This window comes from Roseateles sp. L2-2, from assembly GCF_050613215.1.
GTDB lineage: Bacteria > Pseudomonadota > Gammaproteobacteria > Burkholderiales > Burkholderiaceae_C > Roseateles > Roseateles noduli.
Map to the genome: position 1 here is coordinate 3,087,268 of NZ_CP192509.1, position 16,982 is coordinate 3,104,249.

Genomic DNA, 16,982 nt, shown 5'->3' on the forward strand with positions numbered 1-16,982 from the left:
ACGTCAGTGGTCGCGGGCGGGAGAAGACAGGGACGGAAGTTTACGGTCGCCCCGCGTGGCGGACAGTGTTCCCTCAGCCGGCGGCGCCTGCCACCGACTCGTAATGCGACACCACCGGAAACGGGTCGTAAAAGTGATGCAGCAGCGCGCGCCAGTCCTGGTACTGCGGCGACTTGCGGAAGCCGACTTCGTGGTCCTCGAGCGTGCGCCAGCGGACGAGCAGGAGGTACTCGCCCGGCCGTTCCACGCAGCGCTGGAGTTCATGTCCCAGGTAGCCGGGCATGGCCGAGATGATGCGCTGAGCCTGCAGGAAAGCGGCTTCGAACGCGGCCTCGTGGCCGGCGCGGACGGGGAGCGGGGCGACTTCAAGGATCATGGGGACCTCCGTGGCCGCATTCTCGCCAGACATTGATGAATCTGTGCGACGACCGCCGCCCCTTCGCCGATGGCGCCGCCGACCCGCTTCACCGAGCCCGAGCGCACGTCGCCGACCGCGAACACGCCGGGGACGCTGGACTCCAGCGGCGCGGGACCGTTCTCGATCTGCCACTCCAGGTCCGCGGCCAGCGTCGGGTCCGCGAGCCGCTGCGCGCGGCGCACGTCCGCACCGGTCAGCACGAAGCCCTTGGCGTCGGACATCACCGGGCAGCCCGCGAGCCAGTCCGTCTCCGGCTCGGCGCCGACGAAGAGGAAAACGTTGCGCGTGTCCTGGCGCGACTCGGCGCCGGTGCGCGCGCAGCGCCAGGTCACCGCCTCCAGGCCGCGCAGCGGATCGCCGTGCAGCTCGGTGATCTCCGTGTACGGACGCAGCTCGATGTTGGAGGTCGCCTCGATGCGATCGATGAGGTAACGCGACATGCTGTCGGCAAGACCCGGCCCCCGCACCAGCACGTGCACGCGGGACGCGTGTTCGGACAGGAACACCGCCGCCTGTCCGGCCGAGTTGCCGCCGCCGACCAGGACCACTTCGGTGTCCACGCACAAGGGAGCCTCCAGGGCCGAGGCCCAGTACCAGATGCCGCGGCCTTCGAAGTCGCTCAGGCGCGGCACCGCGAGGCGGCGATAGCGCGCGCCGCTGGCGATGACGGCCGTCCGCGCGCGGAGCTTGCGTCCGTCGGTCAGGGCGATGAGGAGTTCGCCCTCCGGGCCTTCGCGGGCGCAGTCCAGCGACTCGACTTCCGTGGGGATCAGCAGTTCAGCGCCGAACTTCTCGGCCTGCACGCAGGCGCGGCCGGTGAGCGCGCCGCCGGAGATGCCGGTGGGGAAACCGAGGTAGTTTTCGATCCGCGCGCTGTTGCCCGCCTGGCCGCCGTAGGCGCGGCGATCGAGCACGACCACGCGCAGGCCCTCCGAGGCCGCGTACACCGCCGTCGCCAGACCGGCAGGGCCCGCGCCGGCGATGGCGACGTCGAACAGCTCCTCGCGCGGCGACTCGTCCACCATGCCGATGCAGCGCGCCAGCGTCGCCTCGGGCGGATTCACCAGCACCGCGCCGTCCGGGCAGACCGCGACGACGTCGCCGGGCGCGGCGCCGTACTCTTCGATCAGCGTCGCCGCCGCCGCGTCCTGCGCCACGTCGACGACGCGGTACGGCTCGCCGTTGCTGTGCAGGAAGCTCTGCAGCCGCAGCAGCGCGGCGGAATTGGGGCGACCGATCAGCACCGGGCCGCTCGCGCCCGATTCGATCAGGCCCACGCGGCGCAGGATCATCGCCCGCACCAGCCGCTCGCCGAGGTCGGCCTCCGCGATGATCAGCGCGCGCAGCTGGCTGGGCGGGAGCAGCAGCGTCTCCACCGTGTCCACCGCGACCGCGTCGACCAGCGAGGGCTTGCCCGACATCGCCGCCAGTTCGCCCGAGAAGTTGCCGCGCGTGTGCTGGATGAGCGGCGTGGTGTTGCCCATGCCGTCGCGATGGCAGACCTCGACCGTGCCGCCGAGGATGAGGTAGAGACCCGGCCCCGGCTTGCCCGCGCTGAGCAGCGTCTGGCCGGGCAGGAAGGTCTGCGGCGTGCCGAAGCGCTGCATGCGCGCCATGTCGCAGGCGCTCAGCCGCGGATACATCTGGTGGCGGCGGGTCTCCAGCGAGTGGTGGGAGGCTTCTGCGTTCATGGCGTGTCCCCTGCGTCGGTGCGCGGGTTGGTTGCGGTACCGGTGGTCGTCGATCTACATTGGGGCGGGAGTCTCGAACGCCGGGGGCCACCCCCGGCGAGCACAACGAGGTGCGCCACCATGTCCCATCTTGGACCGACCTTCATCCAGATCGTCCACGAGGAAGCCCTGACCTGCGCGGGATGCGCGGCGGTGCTGGGCGGTCGCGACGACTTCGCGACGTCGATCTGCAGCCTGTCGCAGGCGGTGCGCATCGCGGCGGGCGAGTCGCCCGAGCGCTGCGACGTGCTCATCGCCGACTACACCAGCGCGCTGGCGCTGGCCCTGACCGCCCGGCAGGCGGCGCGGCGCCACGGCGCACATGCGGCGGGTCGATGTCCACGCATCCTGGTCCTGACCGCGATGGACCGGGAGTGGGACGTCCGCGCCGCGATGGAGGCGGGCGTGCACGGCTACCTGCTGCAGCGATGCCGACCCGAACAGCTGGTCGAAGCGGTGGACGCGGTGATGCTCGGCGTGCAGTTCGTGTCCGTGGAACTCGCGCCCAAGCTCGCGCGCAGCCTGACGCAGGACCGGCTCACCAAGCGCGAGATGGACGTGCTGGTGGCGATGTCCACTGGCGCGTCGAACAAGGACATCTCGCAGCGCCTGGGCATCACGGACGCGACCGTCAAGACGCATGTGAGGGCGATCCTCAGCAAGGTCGGCGCGGGCGCGCGCACCGAGGCGGTCGCGATCGCCGCGCGCAGCGGGCTGACCGCCCGACCGCCTCACTTCGCCGGACAGAAGGCGCCGGTCTTGATCCAGGCGTCGACGAGTTCTCCGAACTGAGCCTGGGTGCCGGGCGCCGGCTCGCGGTGCGCGCCGGGCATCCACGCCCAGCCGACGAGGGTGTCGTGCGCCATGTGCTCGTGGATCTGCGCCAGCGTGCGCTTGCCGTTGCGCGCGGGATCCTTGATCTGCTCGCAGATCTCGCCGAGCGACAGGTTCTGCCAGGCCATCTCGCGCGGCGCGATGTGCCACTGCGCGTGGCCCGGCACGCCGGAGGCGTCGTTGTTCTTCGCCTGGTGGCAGCTGGCGCAGCGCAGCGCGGGCACGCCCTTGCCGTCCGCACCGCGCGTGACGTTGGGGATGTGGAGCCGCGTCTGCACGCCCTGGCCCTGCAATGGCCGGTCGCCGGTGGGATGACAGTTCACGCAGCGCGGGCTCTGGATGACGCGGCCGGCCTCGGTGAAGATCGCCCGCGAGCGCTCCTGCGGATCGGCGATCGCGTCGAAGCTCTGCACGGTGCGCAGCGGCACCACGGACGCGGGCCGCGCGTCCTGCGCGAAGACGGACCCGGTGAAGGCCGCGACGGCGCAAAACGCCAGGAGAGAGGTCGTGTGGTTCATGCCTTCAGCTCCTCGGGGGTCACGGGATAGCTGCGCAAGCGCTTGCCGGTCGCGGCGTACAGCGCGTTGATGTAGGCCGGCGCGACGATGGCGGTGCCGATCTCGCCGACACCGCCGGGCTCCGCGCTGCTGTGGACCAGGTGGATGTCCATCTTCGGCGTCTGGTCGATGCGCATCAGCGGGAAGTCGTGGAAGTTGCTCTGTTCCACGCGGCCCTTGTCGATGGTGAGCTTGCCCAGCATCACCGCCGTCAAGCCGAAGATGTGACCGCCTTCCATCTGCGCGACGACGCTGTCCGGATTGACCGCGATGCCGCAGTCCAGCGCGGTGGTCAGGCGGCGCAGCATCACCGCGCCGTCGGGCGTGACGCTCAGCTCCATCACCATCGCGATGTGGCTGCCCCAGGCGTTGAGCACGGCCACGCCGCGGCCGGTGCGCGCCGGCAGCGGCGTGCCCCAGCCGGACTTCGCGGCGGCGGTCTCCAGCACCGCCTTCAGGCGCGGGTTGTCGTTCAGATGGGCCAGCCGGAAGGCCACCGGGTCGGCCTTCGCCGTGACGGCGAGCTCGTCCATGAAGCCTTCCACGGCCCAGGCGTTGTGGTTGGGGCCGACGCCGCGCCAGAAGGCCGTCATGTAGCCGGGCGGCGGCTCCACCGGGACGTACTCGACGATCTTCGCGGGGATCGCGTAAGGCGTCTCGGCCGCTTCGACGGCATCCGGATCAGCGACGCCGGGCTGTAGCCATTGGGGTGCGTAGCGGGCCACGATGGACGAGCCCGACAGGCGGTGCGAGAACGCCGTGATCCTGCCGGCGGCGTCCAGCGTCGCGGCCATCTCGTCGCAGTAGAGCGGGCGGAAGCTGCCATGGCGGATGTCCTCCTCGCGGCTGTAGACCACCTTGAGCGGGAAGTCGACCTGCTTGGCGAGCTTGGCCGCCTGGCCGACGTATTCGGCGTCGAGCCGGCGGCCGAAGCCGCCGCCGATCAGGAAGTTGTGGACCTGGATCTTCTCGACCGGCACGCCGCTGACGGCGGCGACGGCCTGCTGCACCTTCACGGGGGCCTGCGTGCCCAGCCACACGTCGCAGGCGCCGTCGTGGAAGTGCAGGGTGCAGTTCATCGGCTCCAGCGGCGCGTGGACCATGGTCGGCGCGTCGTACTCGACCTCCACCAGGCGCGCGCCCGGCGCGGCCTTGGCCGCGGCGAAGTCGCCCTCCTGCTTGGACACGATGCCCTTGCGCTTGAGCGCGTCGCGCACCGAGGCCTTCCAGGCCGTCGTCGAGAAGCCGGCGTTGGGGCCTTCGTCCCAGTCGATCACCAGCGCGGCGAGGCCCTTGCGCGCGGCGCCGTAGTGCTCCGCGACCACGCCGACGATGTCGTCGGCGACCAGCACCCGCCGCACGCCGCGCACGGCGAGCGCCTGGCGGTCGTCGACGCGGCGCACCTTGCCGCCGACGACGGGGCAGTGCGTGATCGCGGCGACCTTCATGCCGGGCAGACGCGTGTCGATGCCGAACTGCGCCGTGCCGTTGGTCTTGCTGACCGTGTCCAGCCGCTTGGTCGGGTTGCCGACCAGCTTGTAGGCCTTCGGGTCCTTGGGCGGCACGTCCTTGGGCACGGCCAGCGTGGCGGCCTTGGTCGCGAGCGCGCCGTAGGTCAGCTGCTTGCCAGTGGCGGTCTGAACGACCTTGCCGTCGCGGGTGACGCATTCCTGCGCGCTGCATTGCCAGGTGTCGGCGGCGGCGTTGACCAGCATCGCGCGGCAGGTCGCGCCGGCGGTGCGCACGGCCTTCCACGCCGCGATCATCGACGCCGAGCCGCCGGTGATCTGCATCCCGAAGATCGGGTTGGCGTAGCGCTTCTCATCGGCCGGGGCCTGCTCGACGGTGACGCTGGAGAGGGGGATGTCCATCTCCTCGGCCAGCATCATCGGGATCGCGGTGAAGGAGCCCTGGCCCATCTCGACGAAGGGGATCACGTAGGTGACCTTGCCGGACGGCGCGATGCGGATGTAGACGTTGGGTTCGAAGGAGGCGGCTGCCGGGGCTGTCGGGGACTTGGCGGCTTTCGCCGCGCCCGCGGGCAGCGGCAGACAGAACGAGGCGACGAAGGCACCGCCGGTGCCGGCGCCGATCTTGAGGAAATCGCGGCGTTCCATGGCTCACCCCTTGGCCGTCGCGCCGGCGGCGGCCATCAGGATGGCCGACTTGATGCGCGGGTAGGTGCCGCAGCGGCACAGGTTGCCGGACATGGCGGCGTCGACGTCGGCCTCGGAGGGGCGCGGATTCTGCTTGAGCAGCGCGCAGGCGGACATGATCTGGCCGGACTGGCAGTAGCCGCACTGCGGCACGTCCTTGGCGACCCAGGCGGCCTGGATGCGCTTGCCGGCGGGCGTCTGGCCGACGGCCTCGATGGTGGTGACGGACTGCCTGCCGACGGCCTCGACCGGGAAGGAGCAGGACCGGACCGGGTTGCCGGCTACGTGCACGGTGCAGGCGCCGCACATCGCCATGCCGCAGCCGAACTTGGTGCCGGTGAGGCCGACGACGTCGCGCAGCACCCAGAGCAGCGGGGTGTCGCCGTCGACGTCGACGGTCTGTGTCTTGCCGTTGATCTTGAGTTGATAGGCCATGAGCGGAGTCCTCCTGTGGAGGACCCACTGTCCGGCGGCGACGGGGCGATGTCGTCAGCACGGGGGATGCGTGGCGGCTCCTCCCGGGCGGGGAGGGGGGACTCATCCTTTGGGAGGAGGCGGGTCGGGGATGTCGGGTGGGCGCTGCGGGAGGAGGTCCGGCCTCGTCACGTCGCCGTCACCTCGGGGGAGGATGATGGGAGCTTCTGAAATTCCGCCTCTGCCGCCATGAGCTCAGCATCCGACCGCGACGATCTCGTCGAACGCATCCGCCGCGACCTGCAGGACGGCTACGACGAGGAACTGGAGCTGGAGATCGAGGACCGCCACGTCGACGAGGCGCTGCGCGCGCTCGATGAGAGCGACTCGACCGAGGCCCACAGCGAGCGGATCGCCTACTTCAAGCACCTGTTCCGCCTGCAGCGCGAGCTGGTGAAGCTGCAGGACTGGGTGCAGCACTCGCGGCAGAAGGTGGTGATCCTCTTCGAGGGTCGCGACGCCGCGGGCAAGGGCGGGGCGATCAAGCGCATCACGCAGCGGCTCAACCCGCGCGTGTGCCGCGTGGTGGCGCTGCCCGCGCCCAACGACCGCGAGCGCACGCAGTGGTACTTCCAGCGCTACGTGCCGCACCTGCCGGCGGCCGGCGAGATCGTGCTCTTCGACCGCAGCTGGTACAACCGCGCCGGCGTCGAGCGCGTGATGGGCTTCTGCGGCGAGGACGACGTCGAGGAGTTCTTCCGCTCGGTGCCCGAGTTCGAGCGCATGTTGGTGCGCTCCGGCATCACGCTGATCAAGTACTGGTTCTCGATCAGCGACGAGGAACAGCATCTGCGCTTCCTGGGCCGCATCCACGATCCGCTCAAGCAGTGGAAGCTGTCGCCGATGGACCTGGAGTCGCGCCGCCGCTGGGAGGACTACACGCGAGCCAAGGAAGTGATGCTGGACCGCACGCACATCCCGGAAGCGCCGTGGTGGGTGGTGGCGGCCGACGACAAGAAGCGCGCGCGGCTGAACTGCATCCAGCATCTGCTGGACCAGTTCCCGTACCACGAGGTCGAGCGTCCCGAGATCCGCCTGCCGGATCGCGAGCGGCACGAGGACTACCAGCGCCATCCGGTGCCGGAATCGATGTTTGTGCCGGCGAAGTATTGAGGGCAGGCACGCGGCCGCGCGTCCAAACGGCCGTCGCAGACTCAGCGCTTGCGGCGGTGAAAGTGCTGAAGCCCTCTTGCTCCCTCTCCCGCTTGCGGGAGAGGGCAGGGGTGAGGGCCAGCAGCCCCACGCAAGACATGACCCTTGCCTTCGTGGCGGATCGTTGACTGCCAAGGCCTCTGGCCCTCACCCCCACCCTCTCCCGCAAGCAGGAGAGGGAGTGAGAATGCACCGAGCTGGCCTGATGATGTCTCATGGGACGAGCACCTTCAGCACCGCATTCAGCCGGGAGGTGGGTGTGGCGCCGAGCCGGTATGCGCGGGGATGACCGCATCGGACGCCCCATGCCACCGCACCATCAGCCGAAGTCCGAGCAGCACGCCCATCGCCATCAGCCCGATGCCCGCGGCGCGTTGCTCGTCGAACAGGTAGTTGACGCAGAGTCGCGTCGTCGCGTCCATGTAGAGCAGTCCGGCGGTGGCGAGCATCCAGCCGACGTTGCCCAGCAGGAAGGTCTCCATGCCGAGCGTGAGCCGGCGCCTCGCCGTTCCGAGCAGGAACCCGGCGGCCCAGAGCGAGACGTGCTTGAGCAGGTCGATGGACGGTGACAGCAGTGCGAGGTCAAGCGCGGCTGGAATCATCCACGCGAAAGACGACGCGATCACGAGCAGCACGGAGGTCAGTCCGAAGGCATCGACCATGGCGACGCGCGCGCTCGTCGGACCGGACAGCCGACGGCCGGCGCAGAGCCCGGCGAGAAGAAGCAAAGGCAACTGCACGACCATGTGCGTGAACATGCTCGCCTCGACCGCATGACGGAGCGGACTGATCAGCCAGATCAGCGGCGATGCAATGAGGAGCCAACTCATCGCGGGACTTCGACGCTGCGCGCGACCTGTGCAGCGCTCGCCCGTTCGCCCTCTCCCGCTTGCGGGAGAGGGAGGGGTGAGGGCCAGAGGCCTCTCGCCTGCCGCAGTGCGGATTCCCACTGCTCGTAATCGTGGATGCCGAGGACGATGCCGGAACTGTCGATCACATGGATGGCGCCGTTGTGGACGTAGCCGCCGAGTCCATCGGTAATCGCGATGACGCCCAAGGCTCCGGTCAGCTCGTGCAGCGCGGCCATCTGCACCGGCGCGCTGATGGTCCACCGTTCCCCGTCGGCACGATGGAGTGCCGCGTAGGCCCGCAGTGCGGGCACGGTGTCGCGCTGCGGATCGATGCTGATGGAGAGCAGCCGGACATCGTTGCGGCCTTCGCGACGAAGCGCTTCCTGCATCCGGTAGAACTCGGCGCCGAGCGTCTGGCAGACCGACGTGCAGTTCGTGTAGATGAAGTCCACGACATAGACGGCCGGACGAGCCGCCGAATCACCCGGCGTCGCGTCTCCGAATGCGTTCAGCGCGGCGCCGTCCGCCTTCACCAACGATGTCGGCACCGCGCGCAGCTCACCGCGACGCACCTCATCCCGCCGGATGTCCTCGAAGGTCCAGAGCTCGAATCCGCGCGTCAGATGTCCGATCGATCCTGCGGCCATCGCGAGGACGGCCGCGCAGACCGCGAGCGTCGGCGCCAGGCGCGTCGTTGCGTTCTGGATCGGAGTCGGCGCTGCGGCGGAATCGCTCATGCCCGCGCCTCACTCGTGCGACGGCAGGTCCTTGTCGCCGGCGAAGGGCGCGGTGCGGTCCTTCGTGTCCTCGCGGACCTTGGCGACCGTCTCCGCAGTCACGGCAGCGCCGGTGTTGCCCCATTGCGATCGGATATGCGACAGCACCGCCGCGATCTGCGCGTCGTTCAACTGGTCCTTGAAAGCGGGCATCGCGCCGTTGTAGGTCGTGCCCTTGACCTTCACCGGGCCGGTCACGCCATGCAGCAGGATGGCCGCCGCGGTCGTGTCCTTCCCCGCCACCCATTCCGAGCCCGCCAGCGGCGGAAACACGCCGGGCAGGCCCATCCCCGACGCCTGGTGGCACGCCACGCACAGCGAAGCGAACAACGCCGCGCCGTCGACCTTCGCGCCGGCGGCACTCTTCGCCGGCCCGGCCAGTTCCGACTCCTGCCGGCCGTCGCCCCAGGCGGCCGGCGTGTTGATGTCCGCGAACGCGATGTAGACGACGCCCAGCGCCATCAGCGCGATCGTGGTCGCGAGGACGAACCAGGGCACCGGCGTGACCCGCTCGGTGGGATCGGGGAGTTCGCGCTTCTGCTGCGCGGAGACGTCGAGGTCGGCCATGGGTCCTCCCGTTTCAGCGCGCCGCGCCCGAGGCTGCCGTCGCGGACGTCGCGGACGTCGCGGACGTTTCCGGCGGCAGCTCGACGATGGCGTAGGTGTGATTCAGACTCTTGAGGTAGGCGACGAGATCCAGCGCCTCCTTCGTCGCCACGACGGTCTTGCCGTGCGAGTAGCCCGGCGGCAGGACCACCTCGACATCGCCGGGATCGGCCTTGGCCTTGAGCTCGAACAGGTAGGGGTAGGACGGCATGATGCTGCCCTGCACATACGCCCGCGGCTGGAACAGATGGCCGAGATGCCACTGGTCGCTGGGTTGTCGTGCGCCGATGTTGAAGAGGTCCGGCCCCGTGCGCATCGTGCCGAGCAGATGCGGCGTGTCGTAGGCGTAGTCCGCCGCGACGCTGGGCCGACCCCACCCGCGCTCCGTGTCCGGCGCGAAGGCCTTGGCGCGCGGCTGCTGCGAGTGGCAGTACACGCAGCCGTTGGCGATGTACTGCTGGCGGCCCCGCAGCTCGGCCGAGGTGTAGGGCTTGAGCTCCGCCGGCGGCGGCAGGTCGCGCACCGTCAGGTAGGGCACGACCACGAGGGCGCTGGTCGCCACGCCCAGCATCACCATCCCGCCGGCCAGCAACTTGGTTTCGTTGTACATGGGCGGCTCCGCTCAGATGGCGCGCAACAGCGTCGGTCGATCCTGCCCGGCCGACTTGCCGGCGAGCAGCATCGCGAAGTGCACCGCGAAGACCACGTGCCCCAGCGCCATCAGCCCGCCGCCGATGCTGCGCAGCTTGAGGTAGGGGATCGTCAGCGTCACCGATTCCATGAAGGGGCGGGACGCGTCGAGCATCGCCTTGCCCTGTTCCCAGCCGCCGATGCTGGTGCTGAGGAAGTAGAGCGTGATGCCGACGGCGGCGAGCCAGAAGTGCGCTCCGATGAGCCAGGGCGAGGGCCACTCGCGCGTCGTCACGCGCGGGACGACGAAGTAGATCGCGCCGAAGAACACCATGGTGACGAAGCCGTAGAGCCCGAGGTGCGCATGGCCGACGGTGTAGTGCGTGAAGTGCGCGACGGCGTTGACGCTGCGCAGCGCCTCGAAGGATCCCTGCACCGAGCTGGCGAAGTACATCAGCCCGCCGAAGGCGATGAAGCGCAGCGTCGGCGAATGCCTGATCGCGGCGAGCCGTCCCTTCAAGGTCCCATGCATGTTGACGCTGAAGGCCAGCACGGGGATCACCATCATGAAGGACTGGACGATGGACAGCGTGATGAGCCAGCCCGGCACCGGGCCGCCGATCAGGTGATGGCCGCCGACCTGGCCGTAGAAGAAGGCCAGGCCCCAGAAGCCCAACAGCGAGAGGTTGTAGCTCTGCATCGGCCGGCCCACGATCTTGGGCAGGAAGTAGTAGATCGAGGCGAGCGCCAGCGGCGTGTAGAACAGGCCCAGCACGTTGTGGCCGAACCACCAGTTCATGGCGGCCTGCTGCACGCCCTTGTGCAGGCCGGGCACGTTGGCGACGAAGAACAGCACCGGGAACCAGAACAGCGCGCATCCCATGTACCAGACCGAGACGTAGAGGTGGTGGACCTGGCGGTTGAGCAGCGTCAGCACCAGCGGCACGCCGACCAGCGAGCCGCCGAGGACGAAGAGGATGTCGATCTGCCAGGGGATCTCCAGCCATTCGAGGCCGTCGCTGAAGCCGGCGGCGATCGCGCCGAGACCGGCGATGAGCGCGGCGTTCCAGAGCGCCGCGCCGAGGAAGGCGTAACGCGCGCCGACCAGCTCGGTCTTGAGCAGCCGCGGGATCACGAACAGCGCGATGCCCAGTCCCGCCATCGGCGCCCAGCCGTAGGCGACGGCGTTGAGGTGGATGGTGCGGATGCGGCCGAAGGTGAGCCAGGGGTACTGCACCAGCCAGTCGGGCTCGTGGAGCTTGATGGAGGCGGTGAGTCCGGCGGCGGAAGCGACCAGCAGCCAGACGAAGGCGCAGCAGAGGAAGAAGAACACCAGCGGGCCGGAGGAGGCGTCGGCGCGGGCGCGCTCGGCGAGCTCGCGGGCGTCGGGCACGCCCTGCGGCGGGCTGGTGCCTTGCAGTGCTTGCGCGCGTCGGCCGGAGGCGGCGGGATCTTCGACGGTGCCGACTTCACCGGCGGCGAAGATGACTTCGGCGGCTTTCGGGTCGCCGTGCAGGATGCCGCGCCGTTGCGTCCAGATGAAGATCATCAGCGCGACGACGGACAGCACGAACGCCGACATCAGGATGGCGATGGTGTTCACGGAACCCCTCCTCGAGTGCGGGAGCACGAGGAACGTGGCGGGGCTCGGTCGGGCGTCTAACGGCTCTGGATCTCGATCCGGCGGCACCACGCGGCGCGGCGAGCGTCAGGCTCGCCGCAGTCCTCGTCGACCGCCGGATGATGGACCGGCGGTGCGCGATCGGAAGGAGGGATTACGCGAATCCGGTCGGGCCGGATCAGCTCAGGCGCTGATTGGACTGGTTCTCGTCCACGAGGCGGCGGTAGACGCGGAAGTGGGCGGCGGAGGCGCGCGGCTCGCCGAGCTGCTCGCACAGCGAGCCCAGGCGGTAATGCGCTTCGGCCAGGGCCGGGTTCAGGTCGAGTGCCTGCTCGAAGGCGGCGATGGCCTGCGGGACGCGGCCGGCGCTTTCCTGCACCTTGCCGGCGAAGAAGTACAGCGAGGCGATGTCGCTGCACCAGCCGACGGCCTGGTCGATCATCTCCAGCGCGTCGTCATGGCGACCCTGGCGGCTGAGCAGCGAGGTCAGCTGCGAGAAGGCCTCGATGTGGCAGGGATCGTTGGCGATGGCCTGGCGGTAGCCGGCTTCGGCGGCGACTTCGTCCGTGGTCTCGGTCAGGGCGGCGAGTTCCACCAGCGCGTCCAGCGCCGCGTTGCTCAGGCCGCGCGCCGAGCTGTGCATCTCGACGTCCTCCACGCGCAGGGCGGGGCGCGCGGAAGCGATGCGGAGGAGGATGTCGGCGGCGGAAATCGGCGGGTTGGTCGTCATGGCGGCTCTCGGATGTCTCGGGTGGATTGCCGTGAATGGTGCCGGGGGTCGGGACTTGCCTCTGCCGGAGAGCGGTGGGAGTGCGTGTAGGACAAGAGGAAGAGTCAGCGCAGCGTGACCAGTTCCTCCGCGATGGTCGGATGCAAGGCGACCGTGCTTCGGAAGTCCTGCCAGGTCGCATTCGCCTTCAGGGCCACGGCGATGAACTGGATCATCTCCGCGACGCCTTCTCCGAGCAGGTGCACGCCGACCACGCGGTCCGTCGCCTCATCGACGAGCACCTTGAAGAAGACCTGGTCGCGCGAGCCTGCAAAGGCCTGCGCCATCGAGCGGAACTTGGTCTTCCTCACGCGCAGGCGAGGGTAGTGCTCGCGCGCCTGCGCCTCGGTCATGCCCACGACGCCGATCTCGGGCGTCGTGAAGACGGCGGTCGGGACCAGCGCGTAGTCGATCTCCGGCGACTCGATGCCGCCGTAGTGGCGGTCCGAGAACGCCTGGCCCTCGCGGATGGCCACCGGCGTCAGGTTCAGACGATCGGTCACGTCGCCGATGGCGAAGATGGATGCGACGTTCGTGCGGCCACCGGCGCCGACCACGATGGCGCCCTTGTCGTTGATCTCGACGCCGGCGGCTTCAAGCCCGAGAGCCTCGATGTTGGGGCGACGGCCGGTGCTGAGCAGGACGGTGTCCACCTCGAAGGATCGTCCGCCGGTCGTGGTGACGCGCAGGGACGCGCCGTCGCGCTGAAGGTGTTCGATGCGGTCATCGAAGACCAGGTCGACGCCGCGCAGGGACAGATGCTCCCGCAGCGTCTCGGCGATCTCGTCGTCGAAGCCGCGCAGCAGCGCCGGGCCGCGCACGAGCTGCGTCACCCGGCTGCCCAGGCCCGCGAAGACGCCGGCGAACTCGACCGCGATGTAGCCGCCGCCGACGATCAGGAGACGCTTCGGCTGCTCGGGCAGATGGAAGAGCTCGTCGGACGTGATCGCCAGTTCGACGCCGGGGAAATCCGGGCGGGCCGGCGCGGCGCCGGTGGCGATGAGGATGCGCTCCGCCGTCACGACCTGGCCGCTGTCGCGCAGGCGCACGGTGTTGGCGTCGAGCAGCGTGGCGTGTTCAGAAAAGGTCTGCACACCCGCACCGTGGAGGTTGCGCTCGTAGACGCTCTCCAGGCGGTCGATCTCGGTGTCCTTGTGGTTGATCAGCGCGTGCCAGTCGAAGCTGGCGGCGGGCGCGTCCCATCCGAAGGCCTTGCCGGACTTGATCGCATCGGGGATGCGGCTGGCGTAGACCATCAGCTTCTTGGGCACGCAACCGCGGTTCACGCAGGTGCCGCCGAAGTTGGCGCCTTCGGCGATGCCCACGCGTGCGCCATGCTGTGCGGCGACCCGCGCGGCACGCGTGCCGCCGGAACCCGCGCCGATCACGAAGAGATCAAAGTCGAACTGCTGCATACGTCAATGGCCAGGACGCAATTCCTGGCCCTCCTATCGATACGAGAGCGTAACGATGTGAGAGGAGGCAATCAACGAGGGGCGGGGGAACAGGGAGTTGTCTGCGGAGGAACAATGCGTGTGCTGGGGCAGCAGAGCGGTCACGGGCGCGTGACCGGCCTCATCCCCAATGCATGCTCAGCGGCGGCAGCATCGAGCCGCCGCTCTCGTTCACGAGCCGCTGATCGTGCACGTAGTCCTGCGTCACTTCGACCACCCAATCGCGCTCGAACTTCGTCGCCAGCTTCTGAACCAGCTGGTCGAAGGTCAGCGCATCCAGGGCGTTGCTATCGAGATGGACGGGACCGCCGGTGCCTTCCTGCACGAGGTCGCAGAGCGCCGCCGCGGTGTCGGACATGAACGAGCACGCCGGGCGCCAGGCTGAACTCGCGCGGATGCGACCGTCGCGGGCGTGCTGCTCATCCAGGTGGCGGAGCATGTTGTTGCCGACGGCGTCCGGCGCGATCTGCCAACCGATGCGGGCCACGGTGGCCGACGGATTGAGCGTCAGCACTGCGTCCTCGCATCGGATCTTGTAGCGCCCGTAGTCGTCCTTGGCGGTCCGCGGGTCGCCGGGCCGATGAGGTCCGTCCGGCGAAGCGTCGAAGACCATCGCGGTGCTCACGAAGACCATCGGTGCACCGTGCAGCCTCGCGAAGCCGGCAAGCTGACCGGCCCAGTGCTCTGAGCCCATCGCCAGATGGATGATGGCATCCGGCGCTTCGACGCGCAGGAAGGCGAGGGCGGCGGCCTCGTTGGCAGGGTCCACGGCGTTGCGGTCCCAGCCCACGACCTCCCAGCCTCGCGTTTGCGCTTCACGGCCGACCCAAGGGGCCACGGTGCCGTTCAGTCCGGTGATGAGGAGCTTCATGCGCGGTGACGATCGTTGGCTGTTGACAGCCTCGACTCTGCCACGCGTCGTGAGCGTCGCGTGCGGCTGGCCGCCATCGGCCGCAACCCGGCATTCCTTCAGTGCGCTGAACTCAGAGTTCGGCGATCTTGAGGGTCGACCGGGTAGGCGGGGTCGGGGCGTCCGCGATCACGACCAGCGCCTGCACGAGGCGGTCCAGGTCGTGGATCTTGTCGTAATAGCCGTCGATGCCCGCAGTGATGCAGAGCGGGCCGAACACGCTTTCGTCCTCGCAGGTGACGGCGTAGGCCGTGCCCTGGAACCCGCTGGCCCGGAGCCGTTCGACCGCCGAGAACCCGGTGCCCTTGGACAGGGTCAGGTCGGTGAGGATGACGTCCGGCCTGCACAGGCCGGCGGCCATGACGGCTTGATCCTCATGCTCCGCCTCGCCCACGATCGCCGCACCGGGCACGCGGGTCAGGCGATCGTGGAGTCGCCGGCGGAAAGAGGACGAAGCGTCGATTAGCAGAATTCGCATTTTTCTCGGTGGACGGTCGCCGATCTCCCCAACCGTGCAAGCAAAAAAAGTAGCCCGGACCGCTTGCGCGACCGGGCGTAATCGACTTGAAGCCGACCCCGCTCAGGGAGGAAAAGCGGGGACGTTGACACCGCTGATCGCGGCAACAACGTGAAATGAATTTTGCATTTTTATCATTTGTCAGTCTGTCGGCGGATCCATCAAACGGCTGTCGGGAAATGACTTACAAACCGGGGCCCGTTGCCATCCGCAGAAGTTCATGTCCGTTTCATCCGGTAGACGTCCCTCCCTGTTCTCTTCGCGCCGCGCATGGCTGATTGCCGGCTTCCTGTGCGGCCTGCTCGGTACCGCCGGCGCAGAAACGCTGCGCGGCGAAGTCGTCGGCCTCGCCGACGGCGACACGCTGACCGTGCTTGACAACGAGCGCCATCAGCATCGCGTGCGGCTGGTCGGCATCGATGCGCCGGAGAAGCGCCAAGCCTTCGGGGAGCGATCGCGGCAGCACCTCTCGGAGCTGGTGTTCCGGCAGGAGGTGGTCGTGGACTGGAAGAAGAGAGACCGCTACGGCCGCATCCTCGGGGTGGTTCGTGTGAGGTCGGTGGATGTGGGTCAAGCGCAGTTGAGAGCGGGCCTGGCGTGGCACTACAAGGCGTACGCGAGAGAGCAGGAGGCCGCGCAGCGCAGTCTGTACTCCGACGAGGAGGTCGATGCCCGGCGCGCGAGACGCGGACTGTGGAGCGAAGCGGCGCCGACGCCGCCGTGGGAGTTCAGACGGACCAAGAAGTGATCGGGCGCTGAGCTCAAGGGCGTCGAGGTGCCAGGATTTGTCCCGTCAGTACCTATCCCCGCGATGAGCAATGGCGATTGGGCGGACGTATCGACGCTCCGTACCATTCCGAGCAACATCAGATCAGCTTGGAAGGGGTGGCGGAATGGCGAAGACGGCAGCGTTCGGGGTGCTCCACCTTGGTACCTCCTTCACGGTGACCTACCTGCTCACCGGGAGTATCGCCATCGCGGGCCTGGTGACGTTCATCGAGCCGCTGGTGAACACTGTCCTTCACTACTTCTTTGACAAGTATTGGGGGCATCCGTCGATCAAGGCGTGGTGGGCGGCGAGGCGGGAGAAGGCGCAGGAGCGAGCGGCCGCGATGGCAAAGGTTGAAGTCGGTTGAAGGGCGCGCTGCTTGGTAAGAGACCAGAAGGACTACAGCAGCGACAGCAAGTGGCTGCTGCGCAGCATGGGCGACATCGAGGGCCACGCCACCGCGAATCTGAGGTTGAACTGAGCGTTGACGGCATAGCTCAACTGCAGTGCGCGGCGGCGCGGCCGATCTCGCTCCAACGAGAGCTGCGCAGCGGGGACTGAACTCCTACTTGGGCTCTTTGCGTACGCCCTTGAATGGCTCTCCATCCTTCTTCTGGTCCATGAACCTTCCGGAGTCAGAGTCGCGCTTGGTCCAAGTTTCATTCTTTGGGTTGTAGACCTGCGAGCGATCGCGGACCGCGCCGCGTCGAGCGTTATCACCAACGGGATCGTTTTTGGCCATGTCAAGGCTCCTGTCA

Annotated in this window: 19 protein-coding genes; 4 read left to right on the forward strand and 15 right to left on the reverse strand. The window is 68.6% G+C overall.

From position 1 onward, the window contains the following. Positions 1-73: 73 nt before the first annotated feature. Both ACQZ13_RS13845 and ACQZ13_RS13850 read right to left on the reverse strand, forming a co-directional pair. A complete protein-coding gene (locus ACQZ13_RS13845) occupies positions 74-376 on the reverse strand; it encodes an antibiotic biosynthesis monooxygenase family protein (RefSeq protein ID WP_431052802.1) in 303 nt (100 codons plus the stop codon). After that, positions 373-2,109, reverse strand: a complete 1,737-nt coding sequence (locus ACQZ13_RS13850; protein WP_431052804.1) for an FAD-dependent oxidoreductase — start codon at positions 2,107-2,109, stop codon at positions 373-375. Before ACQZ13_RS13850 ends, ACQZ13_RS13845 begins: the two co-directional genes overlap by 4 nt. A 120-nt stretch (positions 2,110-2,229) precedes the next feature. Here ACQZ13_RS13850 and ACQZ13_RS13855 point away from each other — a divergent pair, with 120 nt between their 5' ends. Further along, on the forward strand, positions 2,230-2,940 hold the full coding sequence (locus tag ACQZ13_RS13855) for a LuxR C-terminal-related transcriptional regulator (RefSeq protein ID WP_431052806.1): 711 nt from the start codon (positions 2,230-2,232) through the stop codon (positions 2,938-2,940). Here the strand turns inward: ACQZ13_RS13855 and ACQZ13_RS13860 are convergent. From ACQZ13_RS13860 to ACQZ13_RS13870, 3 genes are read right to left on the reverse strand one after another with little or no spacing between them, the layout of a single operon-like run. Then, entirely contained in the window at positions 2,880-3,500 is a 621-nt protein-coding gene (locus tag ACQZ13_RS13860) for an Isoquinoline 1-oxidoreductase subunit (protein ID WP_431052808.1), read from the reverse strand. The two genes, ACQZ13_RS13855 and ACQZ13_RS13860, sit on opposite strands and share 61 nt — an antisense overlap. Then, positions 3,497-5,656 (reverse strand): molybdopterin cofactor-binding domain-containing protein, encoded by a 2,160-nt coding sequence (locus ACQZ13_RS13865; protein WP_431052810.1) that lies wholly within the window; start codon positions 5,654-5,656, stop codon positions 3,497-3,499. Before ACQZ13_RS13865 ends, ACQZ13_RS13860 begins: the two co-directional genes overlap by 4 nt. 3 nt (positions 5,657-5,659) lie before the next feature. Then, complete coding sequence (locus tag ACQZ13_RS13870; RefSeq protein WP_431052812.1) at positions 5,660-6,130, reverse strand: (2Fe-2S)-binding protein; 471 nt, start codon at positions 6,128-6,130, stop codon at positions 5,660-5,662. A 228-nt stretch (positions 6,131-6,358) separates the two neighbouring features. On the opposite strand from ACQZ13_RS13870, the gene ppk2 reads away from it, so the two are divergent. Then, positions 6,359-7,282: a polyphosphate kinase 2 gene (gene ppk2, locus ACQZ13_RS13875; RefSeq protein ID WP_431052814.1), complete on the forward strand. Its 924-nt coding sequence runs from the start codon at positions 6,359-6,361 to the stop codon at positions 7,280-7,282. A gap of 281 nt (positions 7,283-7,563) precedes the next feature. On the opposite strand, the gene ACQZ13_RS13880 is transcribed toward ppk2, so the two are convergent. The 9 genes from ACQZ13_RS13880 to ACQZ13_RS13920 form a co-directional block, all read right to left on the reverse strand. Then, complete coding sequence (locus ACQZ13_RS13880; protein WP_431052816.1) at positions 7,564-8,151, reverse strand: hypothetical protein; 588 nt, start codon at positions 8,149-8,151, stop codon at positions 7,564-7,566. Then, positions 8,148-8,909, reverse strand: coding sequence for an SCO family protein (locus ACQZ13_RS13885; protein ID WP_431052818.1), 762 nt, complete (start codon positions 8,907-8,909; stop codon positions 8,148-8,150). Before ACQZ13_RS13885 ends, ACQZ13_RS13880 begins: the two co-directional genes overlap by 4 nt. 9 nt (positions 8,910-8,918) lie before the next feature. Continuing rightward, entirely contained in the window at positions 8,919-9,515 is a 597-nt protein-coding gene (locus tag ACQZ13_RS13890; RefSeq protein ID WP_431052820.1) for a c-type cytochrome, read from the reverse strand. Positions 9,516-9,528: 13 nt separating this feature from the next. Then, positions 9,529-10,164, reverse strand: coding sequence for a cbb3-type cytochrome c oxidase subunit II (locus ACQZ13_RS13895; protein ID WP_431052822.1), 636 nt, complete (start codon positions 10,162-10,164; stop codon positions 9,529-9,531). A gap of 12 nt (positions 10,165-10,176) precedes the next feature. Beyond that, entirely contained in the window at positions 10,177-11,787 is a 1,611-nt protein-coding gene (locus tag ACQZ13_RS13900) for a cbb3-type cytochrome c oxidase subunit I (RefSeq protein ID WP_431052824.1), read from the reverse strand. 196 nt (positions 11,788-11,983) lie between these two features. Continuing rightward, positions 11,984-12,535 (reverse strand): tetratricopeptide repeat protein, encoded by a 552-nt coding sequence (locus ACQZ13_RS13905; RefSeq protein WP_431052826.1) that lies wholly within the window; start codon positions 12,533-12,535, stop codon positions 11,984-11,986. A gap of 104 nt (positions 12,536-12,639) precedes the next feature. After that, positions 12,640-13,989, reverse strand: a complete 1,350-nt coding sequence (gene gorA / locus ACQZ13_RS13910) for a glutathione-disulfide reductase (protein WP_431052828.1) — start codon at positions 13,987-13,989, stop codon at positions 12,640-12,642. Positions 13,990-14,149: 160 nt separating this feature from the next. Beyond that, positions 14,150-14,899, reverse strand: a complete 750-nt coding sequence (locus tag ACQZ13_RS13915) for a sugar nucleotide-binding protein (RefSeq protein ID WP_431052830.1) — start codon at positions 14,897-14,899, stop codon at positions 14,150-14,152. Positions 14,900-15,011: 112 nt separating this feature from the next. After that, positions 15,012-15,416, reverse strand: a complete 405-nt coding sequence (locus tag ACQZ13_RS13920) for a response regulator (protein WP_431052832.1) — start codon at positions 15,414-15,416, stop codon at positions 15,012-15,014. Positions 15,417-15,675: 259 nt separating this feature from the next. Between ACQZ13_RS13920 and ACQZ13_RS13925 the strand changes: the two genes are divergently transcribed. Together ACQZ13_RS13925 and ACQZ13_RS13930 are read left to right on the forward strand one after the other, a co-directional pair. Beyond that, positions 15,676-16,203, forward strand: coding sequence for a thermonuclease family protein (locus ACQZ13_RS13925; protein WP_431052834.1), 528 nt, complete (start codon positions 15,676-15,678; stop codon positions 16,201-16,203). A 145-nt stretch (positions 16,204-16,348) separates the two neighbouring features. Then, complete coding sequence (locus ACQZ13_RS13930; protein ID WP_431052836.1) at positions 16,349-16,591, forward strand: DUF2061 domain-containing protein; 243 nt, start codon at positions 16,349-16,351, stop codon at positions 16,589-16,591. 198 nt (positions 16,592-16,789) lie between these two features. Here ACQZ13_RS13930 and ACQZ13_RS13935 read toward each other — a convergent pair whose 3' ends face one another. Beyond that, a complete protein-coding gene (locus ACQZ13_RS13935) occupies positions 16,790-16,966 on the reverse strand; it encodes a hypothetical protein (RefSeq protein ID WP_431052838.1) in 177 nt (58 codons plus the stop codon). Between the last annotated feature and the right edge of the window lie 16 nt (positions 16,967-16,982).